The sequence below is a fragment of the Streptomyces sp. BYX5S genome (assembly GCF_054724165.1).
In genome coordinates this window covers 2,482,665-2,497,352 of the sequence record NZ_CM138829.1, presented here as the reverse complement: position 1 = coordinate 2,497,352, position 14,688 = coordinate 2,482,665, and the positions used below count along the sequence as shown (strand labels likewise).

12 protein-coding genes are annotated in these 14,688 nt (G+C 69.4%); 2 read left to right on the top strand and 10 right to left on the bottom strand.

All coding sequences use genetic code 11. The features are described 5' to 3' along the window. Window positions 1-14: 14 nt before the first annotated feature. The 5 genes from rpsD to ACYBSK_RS11380 form a co-directional block, all read right to left on the bottom strand. Window positions 15-629, bottom strand: a complete 615-nt coding sequence (gene rpsD, locus ACYBSK_RS11400; protein ID WP_457476784.1) for a 30S ribosomal protein S4 — start codon at window positions 627-629, stop codon at window positions 15-17. A 373-nt stretch (window positions 630-1,002) separates the two neighbouring features. Beyond that, complete coding sequence (locus ACYBSK_RS11395; protein ID WP_460245968.1) at window positions 1,003-2,370, bottom strand: replication-associated recombination protein A; 1,368 nt, start codon at window positions 2,368-2,370, stop codon at window positions 1,003-1,005. Window positions 2,371-2,415: 45 nt separating this feature from the next. Beyond that, entirely contained in the window at window positions 2,416-3,057 is a 642-nt protein-coding gene (locus tag ACYBSK_RS11390; protein WP_457476782.1) for a vitamin K epoxide reductase family protein, read from the bottom strand. A 172-nt stretch (window positions 3,058-3,229) separates the two neighbouring features. Further along, window positions 3,230-4,492 (bottom strand): histidine--tRNA ligase, encoded by a 1,263-nt coding sequence (gene hisS, locus ACYBSK_RS11385; RefSeq protein WP_457476781.1) that lies wholly within the window; start codon window positions 4,490-4,492, stop codon window positions 3,230-3,232. Between the two features lie 13 nt (window positions 4,493-4,505). Then, on the bottom strand, window positions 4,506-5,216 hold the full coding sequence (locus tag ACYBSK_RS11380) for an MBL fold metallo-hydrolase (protein ID WP_457476780.1): 711 nt from the start codon (window positions 5,214-5,216) through the stop codon (window positions 4,506-4,508). A gap of 143 nt (window positions 5,217-5,359) precedes the next feature. On the opposite strand from ACYBSK_RS11380, the gene ACYBSK_RS11375 reads away from it, so the two are divergent. After that, window positions 5,360-6,136, top strand: a complete 777-nt coding sequence (locus ACYBSK_RS11375; RefSeq protein WP_460245967.1) for a peptidylprolyl isomerase — start codon at window positions 5,360-5,362, stop codon at window positions 6,134-6,136. Window positions 6,137-6,337: 201 nt separating this feature from the next. After that, complete coding sequence (locus tag ACYBSK_RS11370) at window positions 6,338-7,570, top strand: DUF349 domain-containing protein (RefSeq protein ID WP_457476778.1); 1,233 nt, start codon at window positions 6,338-6,340, stop codon at window positions 7,568-7,570. 129 nt (window positions 7,571-7,699) lie between these two features. Here ACYBSK_RS11370 and ACYBSK_RS11365 read toward each other — a convergent pair whose 3' ends face one another. The 5 genes from ACYBSK_RS11365 to secD form a co-directional block, all read right to left on the bottom strand. Further along, window positions 7,700-10,222, bottom strand: coding sequence for a RelA/SpoT family protein (locus ACYBSK_RS11365; RefSeq protein ID WP_457476777.1), 2,523 nt, complete (start codon window positions 10,220-10,222; stop codon window positions 7,700-7,702). 200 nt (window positions 10,223-10,422) lie between these two features. Beyond that, a complete protein-coding gene (locus tag ACYBSK_RS11360; protein WP_460245966.1) occupies window positions 10,423-10,755 on the bottom strand; it encodes a hypothetical protein in 333 nt (110 codons plus the stop codon). A 234-nt stretch (window positions 10,756-10,989) separates the two neighbouring features. Continuing rightward, window positions 10,990-11,529 (bottom strand): adenine phosphoribosyltransferase, encoded by a 540-nt coding sequence (locus ACYBSK_RS11355; RefSeq protein ID WP_460245965.1) that lies wholly within the window; start codon window positions 11,527-11,529, stop codon window positions 10,990-10,992. 144 nt (window positions 11,530-11,673) lie between these two features. Next, window positions 11,674-12,813, bottom strand: coding sequence for a protein translocase subunit SecF (secF, locus tag ACYBSK_RS11350; RefSeq protein ID WP_457476774.1), 1,140 nt, complete (start codon window positions 12,811-12,813; stop codon window positions 11,674-11,676). Between the two features lies 1 nt (window position 12,814). Continuing rightward, window positions 12,815-14,569 carry a protein translocase subunit SecD gene (gene secD / locus ACYBSK_RS11345; RefSeq protein WP_457481714.1) on the bottom strand — a complete coding sequence of 585 codons (1,755 nt, stop codon included), beginning with the start codon at window positions 14,567-14,569 and terminating at the stop codon, window positions 12,815-12,817. Window positions 14,570-14,688 lie beyond the last annotated feature (119 nt).

Below are 14,688 nucleotides of genomic sequence, written 5' to 3'. Positions count from 1 at the left end.
CGTCCGCCGGTCGGTCAGCGGGCGTAGTACTCGACGACGAGCTGCTCGTCGCAGATCACGGGGATCTCCTTGCGGTTCGGGTCACGGTCCAGGCGGAAGGCCAGGGCCTTCAGGTTGACCTGGAGGTAACGCGGGGTCTCGCCCTCGGGGGCGAAGCCACCCTCACGCGCGACCTGGAACAGCGGCTTGTTGCGGCTGCGCTCGCGCACCATCACGACGTCGTCGGGACGGACACGGAACGAGGGCTTGTCGACCTTCTGGCCGTTGACCTCGATGTGGCCGTGCACGACCATCTGACGGGCCTGGTAGATCGTGCGGGCGATGCCCGAACGCAGGACCAGGGCGTCGAGACGACGCTCGAGCTCGATGACGAGCGCCTCACCCGTCTTGCCCTCGACCTTCTTGGCGCGGTCGTAGGCGCGGGCGATCTGCTTCTCGCTCAGGTCGTACTGGGCGCGCAGACGCTGCTTCTCGAGCAGACGGACCTTGTAGTCCGAGTTCTGCTTGCGGCCGCGGCCGTGCTCGCCCGGCGGGTAGGGGCGGGCCTCGAAGTACTTGACGGCCTTCGGGGTCAGCGCGATGCCGAGGGCACGCGACTTCTTGACCTTGGGGCGGGACTGGTTCGCCATGAACCAAACACCTCATGTTTCGATTTCGAATACGGCTTCACCAGGGTTCGGGGAGGTCGCATCCGCAGCCCGGGAAACCCTGCTCACCGAGGTGAGCCGGGCAGCCGCTCCCAGGTCTGGGCACATACGTGCAGCACGCGAGTGGCCCACCGACCGCGTCCTGGACCCTTGCGGGCCGGGCTGGTGGTGGGCTGCCCGCGACACCTTCGAAGGTGCGCGACGCTCCTGGATCTCCTGTGCCGTGCGGCGTCGAGGCCTTGCGGTTCGAGCCCTACGGTTCGGGGGATCCGGCTTGATGTCCCGCTCTGGTGGTGTCGGTCGCCCTTTCGGGATCCCGGACACGGGACACAGCACTTCGCAGAAGTCTACCGGATCAGTCGGAGCCCTCGCTCCCGGGTCCCTGGAGCCGCTCGCGGACCCGCTCCGCCACGTCGGCGTACCGGGCCTCCGCCCCGTAGCGCGTCGGCTGGTAGTAGCGGCGGCCCGCGATCGCGTCCGGCGCGTACTGCTGGGCCGCGATGCCGCCGGGGACGTCGTGCGGATACACGTACCCCTGCGCGTGGCCGAGCTTGGCGGCGCCCTTGTAGTGGCCGTCGCGCAGGTGGGTCGGCACCGGGCCCGCGAGGCCCCTGCGGACGTCCTCCATGGCGGCGCCGATCGCCGTCGTCGCCGCGTTGGACTTCGGGGCGAGGGCGAGGGCGATCGTCGCGTGGCTCAGAGTGAGGGCCGCCTCCGGGAAGCCGATCATGGCGACGGCCTGGGCGGCGGCGACGGCGGTCGGCAGGGCGGTCGGGTCGGCCAGGCCGATGTCCTCGCTGGCGGAGATCATCAGGCGGCGGGCGATGAAGCGGGGGTCCTCGCCGGCCTCGATCATGCGCGCCAGGTAGTGCAGCGCCGCGTCCACGTCCGAGCCGCGGATGGACTTGATGAGGGCGCTCGCCACGTCGTAGTGCTGGTCGCCGTCCTTGTCGTACTTCACCGCCGCGCGGTTGACCGACTCCTCGACGCTTTCGAGGGTGACGCTCTCCTCGCCCTTGGCGAGGGCCGCTCCGGCGGCCGCCTCCAGGGCGGTGAGCGCGCGCCGGGCGTCGCCTCCGGCCACCCGCAGGATGTGCTCCTCGGCGTCCTCGGCGAGCGTGAGCGCGCTGTCGAGGCCGCGCTCCTCGGTGAGCGCGCGGGCGAGCAGTCCGCGCAGGTCGTCGTCGGTGAGCGGTTCGAGGGTGAGGAGCAGGGAGCGGGAGAGCAGCGGGGAGATCACCGAGAAGTACGGGTTCTCCGTGGTTGCCGCGATCAGTGTCACCCAGCGGTTCTCGACGGCGGGCAGCAGCGAGTCCTGCTGGGCCTTGCTGAAGCGGTGGATCTCGTCGAGGAAGAGGACGGTCTCCTTGCCGTGTCCGCCCATGGCGCGGCGGGCGCCCTCGATGACGGCGCGGACCTCCTTGACTCCGGAGGTGATCGCGGACAGCTCCACGAACCGCTTGTTCGTCGCCTTGGAGACGACGTACGCGAGCGTCGTCTTGCCGATGCCGGGCGGGCCCCAGAGGATCACCGAGGAGGCGCCCGCGGGGCCCGAGCCGCCCTCTCCGACGAGTCGGCGCAGCGGCGAGCCCCGCTTCAGCAGGTGCTGCTGGCCGACGACCTCGTCGAGGGTGCGCGGGCGCATCCGGACGGCCAGGGGGCTCGCGGTCGGGTCCTTCTCCTGGCGGTCTTCGGCTGCGGCGGTGAAGAGGTCGGGTTCCACGGTCAAAACCCTAAGTCACGCCACTGACAATGCCCGCGGCGCCCGTCAGGCCCAGAGCGCGGAGCCCCAGCGCGTGAAGATCAGCACGATGATGAGGCCGATGTGCAGCACCGGCACGGCCCAGGTGAAGTCCTCGAAGAAGGTCCGGACGGGCCGCGGCGCGGGCAGGAAGCCGTTGCGGACGTTGAACGACGTGACGTACCAGAACATCAGGATCGTGGCGACCCAGGCCAGGCAGCACCACAGGCACAGCGCGTTGATCCGGTACAGGGACTGGAACTGCAGCCAGGTCACGAAGCCCACGCCGAAAAGGCAGCCGGCGTTGAAGGTCAGCCAGTACCAGCGCGGGAACGAGGCGCGGGCCAGCAGGCTCATGCCGACGCAGATCACGATGCCGTACGCGACGAGGCCCAGCATGGGGTTCGGGAAGCCGAAGACCGACGCCTGGTCGCTCTTCATGATGTTGCCGCAGGAGATGACCGGGTTCAGGGAGCAGCCCGGCGTGAAGTTCGGGTCCTCGAGCAGCTTGAACTTGTCGAGGGTGATGATCCACGCGGCGAGCACACCGGCGGCCCCGGTGATCACCAGCAGCAGCCCGAAGGCTCGGCTTCCCCCGACGGAACGCGGGGCGGGCTCGGCACCGGTGTCGCGGGAGACGGTGTCGCTTGCAGGGGTCGTCTTGCTCATCACGCCGATCCGTAAGTGAGTACGCGAGAGGTGGTCATCTCCGGGCATGCTCATTGTGCCGCACGGGCCCCTTGGTCCACTGTTCGATGGACATAAGCGTGTACGCCCGCGGGACCCGAAACGTTCGAGGCCCCGGGGCGGAACCCCGGGGCCTCGTCCGACGTCGGCGGAACTACTTCAGCTTGGCGGTGAGGACGTTCACGATCTCGTCGACCGCGACGGCTTCCTGCTCGCCGGACTCCATGTCCTTGAGCTGCACGACGCCCTCGGCGAGGTCCCGCTCACCGGCGACGAGCGTGAACCGCGCGCCCGACCGGTTGGCGTTCTTCATGGCGCCCTTGAGGCCCTTGCCGCCGAAGGAGAAGTCCGCGGAGACGCCGGCCTTGCGCAGCTCCGTCACCTTGGCGAACAGCACGCGCCGCGCCTCGTCGCCGAGCGGCACCGCGAACACGCTGGTGGTGGCGGGCAGTTCGAGCGCGACGCCCTCCGCCTGGAGCGCCAGGACCGTGCGGTCCACGCCGAGCGCCCAGCCGACCGAGGGCAGCGAGGGGCCGCCGATCATCTCGGACAGGCCGTCGTAGCGGCCGCCGCCACCGACCGCGGACTGCGAGCCCAGGCCGTCGTGGACGAACTCGAAGGTGGTGCGCGTGTAGTAGTCCAGGCCGCGGACCAGCTTCGCGTCGTCCTCGAAGGCGACGCCCTCGGCGGTGATCAGCTCGCGCACCTGCTCGTGGTACGCCTTGCAGGCGTCGCACAGGTAGTCGCGCAGGAGCGGCGCGTTCGTGAGCTGCTTCTGCACGTCGGGCCGCTTGTCGTCGAGGACGCGCAGCGGGTTGATGTCCGCGCGACGCAGCGTCTCCTCGTCGAGGTCGAGCCCGCGCAGGAACTCCTGGAGCGCGGCCCGGTAGACGGGGCGGCACTCCTTGTCGCCCAGCGAGTTCAGCAGGATGCGGAAGTTCCGCAGGCCCAGCGAGCGGTACGCCTGGTCGGCCAGGATGATCAGCTCGGCGTCGAGGGCCGGGTCCTCGGCGCCGATCGCCTCGGCGCCCACCTGGGAGAAGTGCCGGTAGCGGCCCTTCTGGGGGCGCTCGTAGCGGTAGTACGAGCCCGAGTACCAGAGCTTGACCGGGAGGTTGCCCGCCTTGTGGAGGTTGGCCTCCAGGGCGGCGCGCAGCACGGACGCGGTGCCCTCGGGGCGCAGCGCCAGCTTGTCGCCGCCCTTGGTCTCGAAGGCGTACATCTCCTTGGTGACGATGTCGGTGGACTCGCCGACACCGCGCGCGAAGAGCTCGACGTTCTCGAAGCCGGGGGTCTCGATGTAGCCGTAGCCGGAGTTCCGCAGCGGGGCGGAGATCGCCTCGCGGACCGCGAGATACGTCGCGGAGTCCGGCGGAAGCAGGTCGTAGGTGCCCTTGGGGGCCTGGAAGGTACTCACGGGAGGTTTCTCGTCACATTCCTCGTCGGGGAGCCCCGGTGGAGGGTCCCTGGCCGGCGGCCACCTGCCGCAGATACGGGTTGGTGGCGCGCTCCTGGCCGATGGTCGTCTGGGAGCCGTGTCCGGACAGCACCACGGTCGAGTCGTCGAGCGGCAGGCACACGCGGGCCAGCGATTCGAGCATGTCGTCCATGGAGCCACCGGGAAGGTCGGTGCGTCCGATGGAGCCGGCGAAGAGCAGATCGCCCGAGAAGAAGACGGACGGGATGTCCGCCGCCTCGGGCATCTGGAAGGTCACCGACCCCTTGGTATGGCCCGGCGCGTGCGCGACGGTGAAGTCGAGCCCGGCGAGCTTCAGCTGCGTGCCGTCGGACAGCTCCCGCACGTCGTCCGGCTCCCCCACGGTCAGCTCGCCCATCAGCGGCATGCCGATGGAGCGGCCGATCCCCTTCTCCGGATCGCTCATCATGTAGCGGTCGTCGGGGTGGATCCAGGCCGGGACGTCGTGCGCCCCGCAGACCGGGACGACCGAGGCGACATGGTCGATGTGCCCGTGCGTGAGGACGACCGCCACCGGCTTGAGGCGGTGCTTCCTGAGCGCTTCCTCGACTCCCTCGGCGGCCTGGTGGCCGGGGTCGATGATGACGCACTCCTCACCCGCGGCGGGGGCAACCAGATAACAGTTGGTGCCCCAGGCCCCGGCGGGGAACCCGGCAATCAGCACGTTCGTCCTTCGTATGTCGTCGAAACGGAATGCGGCCGATGGAAGCCTACCGGCGCGGTCGATTCCACAGCGAACCCATATACGGTACGGGGCACTATCAGGGGCCCCAAGAAGGTCACGAGACGTACTGAGGAGAAGACCCGGTGGTCAGCAAGGATCAGCGGCAGCGTCAGCTCGCCCGGGAGAAGTTCCTGCGCCAGCAGCAGCGGCGCGAGGCCGCGCGACGCAAGGCGCGCACCCGCAACACCGTGATCGCCTCCGTGCTCGCGGTGGCCGTCCTCGGCACGGGCGGCGCCTACGCCGCCGGGGCCTTCAGCGGTGACGGCAAGAAGGACACCGCGGGCTCGGAGGCCAGCCCCTCCCCTTCGGCGAGCACGTCGAAGGAGCCCAAGATGACGATCGACAAGAAGGCCACGTACGACATGGCCCTCAAGACCGGCGTCGGCGACATCACCATCGCCATGGACGCGGCGAAGACCCCGCACACGGTGAACTCGTTCAAGCACCTCGCCGACAAGGGCTTCTTCGACGGGACGAAGTGCCACCGCCTCACCACCAAGGGCATCTACGTCCTGCAGTGCGGCGACCCCGAGGGCACCGGCGCGGGCGGCCCCGGCTACACGATCCCCGACGAGAACCTGGACGGGCTCGGCAAGCCGGCCAAGGACGGCTCGGTGACGTACAAGGCGGGCACGGTGGCGATGGCCAACACGGGGCAGCCGGACTCCGGCGGCAGCCAGTTCTTCCTCGTCTACAAGGACAGCAAGCTGACGCCGACGTACACGCCGGTCGGCACGATGGACGCGGAGGGCCTGAAGGTCGTCAAGGACGTCGCCGCGAAGGGCGTCGCCGGTGGCGCGGAGGACGGCGCTCCGAAGAAGGCCGTCAAGATCGAGAAGGCCACCGTCGACAAGAAGTGAGGCCACCGGCCCGCCCCACGCGCGCGTGGGCGAGGAATTGAGCCGCGCTGAGTGCGGACAGTGGGGCGGCCGGTCGCCTAGATTGGCTTCGTACAGCGCGGATTCGAGCCGCGTTGTGGAGGGCGGGCCGGGCCCGCCGGGAAACTGTGGACGATGCCGGGGGCGGGACGCCCCGCGCAGGCATCATGTGGAGGAGGCGCTGTGAGCAGCGACCCGTGGGGCCGCGTCGACGAGACGGGGACCGTGTACGTGCGTTCGGCCGACGGCAGCGAGCGCGAAGTCGGTTCGTGGAAGGCGGGCTCGCCCGACGAGGCACTGGCCTACTTCAAGCGCAAGTACGACGGCCTGGTCGTCGAGATCGGGCTCCTCGAACGCCGGGTGCAGACGACCGATCTGTCGGCCAAGGACGCCATGACGGCGATCGAGCACCTGCGGGAGCAGGTCACGGACGCGCACGCGATCGGTGACCTGGACGCGCTCGGCAAGCGGCTCGACAAGCTCGTGGCGAGCGTCGAGGCCCGGCGCGAGGAGCGCAAGGCCCAGAAGGCCAAGCAGTCCGACGAGGCGCGGCACGCCAAGGAGGCGCTGGTCGTCGAGGCGGAGGAGCTGGCCCAGTCCGAGCAGTGGCGGGCGGCCGGCGAGCGGCTGCGCGCGCTGGTGGACACGTGGAAGGGCCTGCCGCGTCTCGACCGCAAGTCCGACGACGAGCTGTGGCACCGCTTCTCGCACGCCCGGTCGGCGTTCTCCAAGCGTCGTAAGGCCCACTTCGCGTCGCTCGACGCGCAGCGCGAGGAGGCCCGCAAGACCAAGGAGAAGCTGGTCGCCGAGGCCGAGTCGCTGTCGAACTCGACGGACTGGGGCGCCACGGCGGCCCGGTACCGCGACCTGATGACGGACTGGAAGGCCGCGGGCCGCGCCCAGCGCGAGCACGAGGACGACCTGTGGAACCGCTTCCGGGGCGCCCAGGACGTCTTCTTCGCGGCGCGCAGCGCGGTGTTCGCCGAGCGTGACGCGGAGCAGGGCGAGAACCTCAAGCTCAAGGAGGCGCTGGCCGACGAGGCGGAGCAGCTCCTGCCGATCCAGGACCTCAAGTCGGCGCGGGCCGCGTTCCGCTCGATCAACGAGCGCTGGGAGGCCATCGGTCACGTCCCGCGGGACGCGCGGCCGAAGGTCGAGGGCCGGATGCACGCCGTGGAGCGGGCCATCCAGGAGTCCGAGGAAGCCGAGTGGCGCCGGACGAACCCGGAGGCGCGGGCCCGTGCGGAGGGCCTCACCGGCCAGTTGCAGGCGGCGGTCGACAAGCTCGCGGGGCAGGTCGAGCAGGCGCGGGCGCAGGGCAACAACGCGAAGGCGGACAAGCTCCAGAAGGAGCTCGACGGGCGTCAGGCGCTTCTTGACCAGGCGTTGAAGGGGTTGCACGAGTTCGGCGGCTGAGCCTCCGGCTGGAACGTGGGAACGGCCCCCGAGCACTGTGCTCGGGGGCCGTTCCCATGCCACGGGGCTCCGCCCCGGACCCCGCTGCTCAATCGCCGCAGAGGCTTGAAAGGCCCGAACCGGCGAGCGTCATGGCCGCCGCGCCGACGTCACCCTGTACACGTCGTACACGCCCTCCACGCCGCGTACGGCCTTCAGGACGTGGCCGAGGTGCTTGGGGTCGCCCATTTCGAAGGTGAAGCGGGACGTGGCGACCCGGTCGCGGGAGGTCTGGACCGCCGCCGACAGGATGTTGACGTGCTGGTCCGACAGGACGCGCGTGACGTCCGACAGGAGCCGCGAGCGGTCCAGGGCCTCGACCTGGATCGCCACCAGGAAGACGGACGACTGCGTGGGCGCCCACTCGACCTCAAGGATCCGCTCCGGCTCACGCGAGAGCGAGTCCACGTTGACGCAGTCGCTGCGGTGAACCGATACGCCGCTGCCGCGCGTGACGAACCCGATGATCGGGTCCCCCGGCACCGGCGTGCAGCAGCGCGCCAGCTTCACCCAGACGTCGTCGACGCCCTTGACCACGACACCCGGGTCCGCGTTCGAACGGCGCTTGGAGCGGCCGCGCGAGGGCGGTGCGCTCTCGGCGATGTCCTCGTTGGCCGCCTCCTCGCCACCGAGCGCCTGCACGAGCTTCTGCACGACGGACTGCGCCGTGACATGGCCTTCGCCGATCGCGGCGTACAGCGACGAGATGTCGGGGTAGCGCATCTCGTGGGCGAGCGTCACCAGGGAGTCGCCGGTCAGGATGCGCTGGATCGGCAGGTTCTGCTTGCGCATGGCGCGCGCGATGGCGTCCTTGCCCTGCTCGATCGCCTCCTCGCGGCGCTCCTTGGAGAACCACGCCCGGATCTTGTTGCGCGCCCGCGGCGACTTGACGAAGCCGAGCCAGTCGCGGGACGGGCCCGCTCCTTGCGCCTTGGAGGTGAAGACCTCCACCAGGTCGCCGTTGTCGAGGGTCGATTCGAGCGGGACCAGGCGTCCGTTGACGCGTGCTCCTATGGTCCGGTGGCCGACCTCCGTGTGGACCGCGTAACTGAAGTCCACCGGCGTCGCCCCGGCCGGGAGCGCTATGACGTCGCCCTTCGGCGTGAAGACGAAGACCTCGTTGCGGGAGAGGTCGAAGCGGAGCGACTCCAGGAACTCCCCGGGGTCCTCCGTCTCCTTCTGCCAGTCGAGGAGCTGGCGCAGCCACGCCATGTCGTTGAGGTGGTCGTCCTTGCCCTTGCCGGACGACTTCGGCGCGTCGGTGCGCACCTTGGAGGCGCCGGCGACGGCCTCCTGCTTGTACTTCCAGTGCGCGGCGATGCCGTACTCGGCGCGGCGGTGCATGTCGAACGTACGGATCTGGAGCTCGACGGGCTTGCCGTTGGGGCCGATCACCGTGGTGTGCAGCGACTGGTACATGTTGAACTTGGGCATCGCGATGTAGTCCTTGAACCGCCCCGGAACCGGGTTCCAGCGGGCGTGGACGGTGCCCAGTGCCGCGTAGCAGTCGCGGACCGTGTCGACGAGGACGCGGATGCCCACCAGGTCGTAGATCTCCGCGAAGTCCCGGCCGCGGACGATCATCTTCTGGTAGACGCTGTAGTAGTGCTTCGGGCGTCCGGTGACGGTGGCCTTGATGCGGGCCGAGCGCAGGTCGGACTGCACCTCGTCGGTCACTATGGCCAGGTACTCGTCGCGCTTGGGCGCGCGCTCGGCCACGAGCCGCACGATCTCGTCGTACATCTTGGGGTAGAGGATCGCGAAGGCGAGGTCCTCCAGCTCCCACTTGATGGTGTTCATGCCCAGGCGGTGCGCCAGCGGAGCGTAGATCTCCAGCGTCTCGCGGGCCTTCTTCTCCTGCTTCTCGCGCTTGAGGTAGCGCATGGTGCGCATGTTGTGCAGGCGGTCGGCGAGCTTGATGACCAGGACGCGCGGGTCCTTGGCCATGGCAACGACCATCTTGCGCACGGTCTCGGCCTGCGCGGCCTCGCCGAACTTGACCTTGTCCAGCTTGGTGACACCGTCGACGAGCAGGGCGACCTGGTCGCCGAAGTCGCGCTTGAGGGTGTCCAGGCCGTACTCGGTGTCCTCGACGGTGTCGTGCAGCAGCCCGGCCATCAGCGTCGCCGGGTCCATGCCCAGCTCAGCGAGGATCGTCGTCACCGCGAGCGGGTGCGTGATGTACGGGTCGCCGCTCTTGCGCTTCTGACCGCGGTGCCAGCGCTCGGCGACCTGGTAGGCGCGCTCGACCTGGCGCAGCGTGGACGTCTCGATCTTCGGGTCGTTGCTGCGCACTATCCGCAGCAGCGGCTCCAGGACCGGGTTGTACGGGTTCGAGCGCTGCACGCCGAGGCGGGCCAGGCGGGCGCGGACGCGGTTGGAGGAGCCGGAGCGCGCGGCGGGCTGGTTGGCGGCCGCGCGGATCGCGGGCGGAGGCGTGGCGCGCCGGGCATCGGCGGGGGGCTTGGGACGTGCCTGCCCTGCCGCCGTCGCGCTCGGCGGGGCGGGCTTGGCGGTCTTCGCGTCCTGCGAGGGCGCGGCGGACGGCGCCGCGGACCGATCGGCCTGCTGGTCCTGCGCGGCGGCGGTGAGTGGCTTGGCCTCGTCTGGCAACGGCGCTCCTCGTGCGCGACGGGTCCCCCGTTCAGGTCCCGGAGAGCCCATGGTATCGATCCGGCGTCCTCGGCTCGCCCTGGGCCGGTGTGACGGTTCCGTATTCATGAAACACCGGAGGCGGGCGCCGGATTCCTCCGGGCCCGCCTCGTCCGCCGCGAACGGCCTGCTCAGCTGGTCACAGGGCTGCGCTCAGGGCGTCAGCGCCACTTGAAGAGCGCGGCGCCCTTCACCTTGATCGCCTTGTTGGCCGCCACATTTCCCCACGGCACGTTCTTGAGGAACCCGGACTTTCCGCAGCCCGCGTCGTACCACTTCTCGCGGCCGTTCTTGAAGCCCTTCACCTTGATGCACGGCTTTCCGCGCTCGGCGGTCCACTGGTAGTTCGCCTTGTACCGGGGATTTCCGAAGATTCCGCACGAGGAGTCCTCGACCTTGGACCAGCGACCGGGCACCCCGACCGCGTTCTTCCAGCTGTTCGAGCAGGCGATCGAGGACCGGCTGCTGTCGCGGAACTCCGAAGAGGCGCTCACCGACGAAGAGGCACTCACCGACGAAGAGGCACTCACCGACGAAGCGGCGGCCATCGAGGTGGCCACCGCCGACACCAGGGCCAGGATCGCAACACTGGTTCTGCGCGAAATCGACACGCATTTCCTCCGTTTTTCGCGCCCCCTTGAAGGGGCGGGTCACAACGGAGCGTGTCACAAAGGGACGGGTACTCCGGCATATCGGAGCACCCGTCATGACGCGTGTCGTCATTCCCCTCAGACGAGGATCAGGGCCTCGAGGGAAAGCTCGGGAAACGCGGTCTCCAGCCGGGCGCGGCCGCCCAGGAATCCCAGCTCCATGAGCATCGCGGCACCGGCCACCTGGGCACCACTGCGGTTCACCAGCTGCATGGCGGCCTCCGCCGTGCCCCCCGTGGCGAGAACGTCGTCGATGATCACGACGCGGTCGCCCTCGACCAGGTCCTCGGCGTGCACCTCGATCTCCGCGGAGCCGTACTCCAGGTCGTACGCCTGCGAGAGCGTCGCCCCGGGCAGCTTGCCCGCCTTGCGGACGGGGATGAAGCCGAGACCGGCACGGACCGCGACGGGGGCGCCGAGAATGAAGCCGCGCGCCTCCAGGCCGACCACCTTGGTGGCGTCGTGCCGGATGCAGAACTCCGCCAGGGCCTCGGTGAGAGCGGTGAAGGCGGCGGGGTCGGCGAGCAGCGGGGTGATGTCCTTGAAGACGACGCCCGGCTCCGGGTAGTCCTGCACGTCGCGGATGCGGCTGAGGAGCAGCTCCTGGATGTCGGTCATTTCTGCACCTCAGCGAGTGTCTGTGGGGATTTTCTGCGGCTTTGCGCGACCGCCAACCTTAGCAGTCGCCCCTGACGGCGAACGACAAGGGCGCCAGGGCCTCGACGGCTCCTGGCGCCCTTGTGGCGACCGGTTCGGTCCGGGTCAGCGGCGCTTGCCCGAGGGGCGGCCACGACCGCGGTTGCGGGCCGGCTGGTTGCGCGGACCCGAGGTGGCGGGGCCGGCGCCCGCGGGGGCGGCGTCCCGCGGCTCGTCGTCCTCGTCCTCCCGGATGCCGTCGGCCTGGTGGCCCACGACGGCCGTCTCGGCCTTCGCCGCGGCGGAGGCGCGCTTGGCGAGCACCCGCTTCTTGAGCGCCTTCATCTTCGGGTCGCGCTCCTTGAGGTCGGCGACCAGCGGAGTGGCGATGAAGATCGACGAGTACGCACCGGCGGCGAGACCCACGAAGAGCGACAGCGAGATGTCGTTCAGCATGCCCGCGCCGAGGAAGCCGCCGCCGATGAACAGCAGACCGCCGACCGGCAGGAGCGCCACGACCGTGGTGTTGATCGAGCGGACCAGGGTGCTGTTGATCGACCGGTTGGCGACCTCGCTGTAGGTGAAGCGGGTCTGCTTCTCCAGGCCCTTCGTCTGTTCCTTGAGCGAGTCGAAGACGACGACCGTGTCGTACAGCGAATAACCGAGGATGGTCAGCAGACCGATCACGGTGCCCTGCGTGACCTCGAAGCCCACGAGGGCGTAGATCCCGACGGTGATCGTGATGTCGTGGATGAGCGCGATGAGGGCCGCGAGCGCCATCCGCCACTCGAAGGCGATCGCCAGATAGATCACGACCAGGACCATGAAGACGGCCAGGCCCTGCCATGCCTTGTTGGCGATCGAGGCGCCCCAACTGGGGCCCACCAGGTCGGCGTTGATGTCGTCGGCCTTGATGTCCATGTCCTGGGACAGCTCGGCCTTGATCTGGTCCGACTTGGCGGTGTCGACGCCCGCGACCTGGATGCGCAGGCCGCCCGAGCCGAGCTCCTGCACGATCGCGGGGTGTCCGGAGGCCTCGGCCGCGTACTCCTCCGCCTTCTGGGCCGAGACGCTGGTCTTGGGCGTCGTGAAGATCGCGCCGCCCTCGAACTCGATGCCCATGTTCAGGCCGCGCACCCCGAGGCCGACGATGGCCGTGATGGTGATGAGGATCGAGACGCCGTACCAGATCATGCGCTTGCCGATGAAGTCGTAACCGACCTCACCGCGATACAGCTTGGCGCCGAGATTGCCCAGCTTCGACATCTCACGCCTCCTTCGGGTCGACAGGGCGGGCGGCGCGGCGGGTGCGACGCAACGGGGGCTGTACGCCGAGGCGCTTGGGGTCGAGGCCGGACCACTTGTGGCCGCTCGTGAAGAACTTCGTGCGGGCCAGGACCGTCATCAGCGGCTTGGTGAAGAGGAAGACCACGACGATGTCGAGCAGGGTGGTCAGGCCCAGCGTGAACGCGAAGCCCTGCACCTTGCCGACGGTCACGATGTACAGCACCGCGGCCGCGAGGAAGGACACGAAGTCGGAGACCAGGATGGTGCGCCGGGCCCGGGGCCAGGCGCGCTCCACCGCGGGGCGCACCGAGCGCCCCTCTCTGACTTCGTCCCGGATCCGTTCGAAGTACACGATGAACGAGTCCGCGGTGATACCGATGGCCACGATGGCACCACAGACGGCCGGCAGGTTCAGCGCGAAGCCGATGGCCGGGCCGAGCAGGGTCATCAGGGTGTACGTGAGGATGCCGGAGGCCAGCAGCGAGGCGAGCGCGATGAGCGACAGGCCGCGGTAGTAGACCACCAGGTAGATGACGACCAGGGCGAGGCCGATGGCGCCGGCGATCAGACCGGCGTGCAGCTGCTCACCGCCGAGCGCGGCGGTCACCGAGGTGACGCTCTGCTCGTGGAAGGTCAGCGGCAGGGCGCCGTAGGACAGCACGTTGGCGAGGTCCTGGGCGGACTCCTGGGTGAAACTGCCGGAGATCTGGGCGTTGGAGCTGAGCGTGGTGCTCACGCTGGGGGCCGAGGAGACCTCGCCGTCGAGCACGATGCCGAACTGGTTCATCGGCGACTGCTGGGACTTCAGCTTGCTGGTGGTCTTCGCGAACTTCTTGGCGCCGGCGTTGTTGAACTCCATGTTCACGACCCACTGGCCGGTGCGCTCGTCGATGACGGCCTGAGCCTTGTCGACGTCCTTGCCCTCGACCTCGGACGGACCCAGGATGTACTTCTCCCACTGGCCCGCCGAGTTCTGGCCGCAGGCGACGATCGTGTCGGTCGACTTCGCGCCCTCGTTGACCTTGGTGCGCGCCACCCGGTCCGTGCAGTCGAGCTGCGTGAACTTCTTCTCCAGCGCGCTGGTCGCCGCGTCGGCACTGGCGCTCGGGCTGGCCTTCGCGTCGTCGCCGCTCTTCGCGGAGGCGCTCGGCGTCGCGTCGGCCTTCAGGCTGTCGGTGACGGCGCGGCCCTGCGTCGTGGCGCCGGCGGACGGCGTGGCGGAGGCGGAGCCGTCGGTCGCCTTGTCCGAGCCGGTGGCCTTGTCGGTCGCCTTCCCGCTGGACGAGGCGCTCGGGGACGGGCTGGCCGACTTGTCGCCGGTCGGCGCGCCGGAGGCCACCGTGAGAACCGGACGGAAGTACAGCTGAGCGGTCGTGCCGACCTGCTCGCGCGCCTGCTTCTCGTTCGTCCCTCGCGGGATGTTGACGATGATGTTGCTCTTGCCCTGCGTCTGGACCTCGGCCTCGGAGACACCCATGCCGTTGACGCGGCGGTTGATGATGTCCGCCGCCGTGTCCATGTTGGTCTTGTTGATCGCGTTGGGCTTGCCCGGCTCGTTCTTGGCCTCCAGCGTGATGCTGGTGCCGCCCGCGAGGTCGATTCCAAGGCGCGGGGTGAACGTGCCGGAGGCGAACATCCCCCCGACGAGCGCGATCATGATGATCACGATCAGGGCCAGGGCGCGGCCCGGCTTCGACTGGGCACCTGCCCCTCGGCTCTTGCTAGGTGTGGCCACCTTCTCGTACTCCCTCTCCATCCGTCCGGCATCGGGGTTGGGTGCCAGGACGGCCATGAAATGGTCGAGAGTCCGCGCGCATCACGCACGAACGGGAACCGCGGGGCACATCGAGCGGA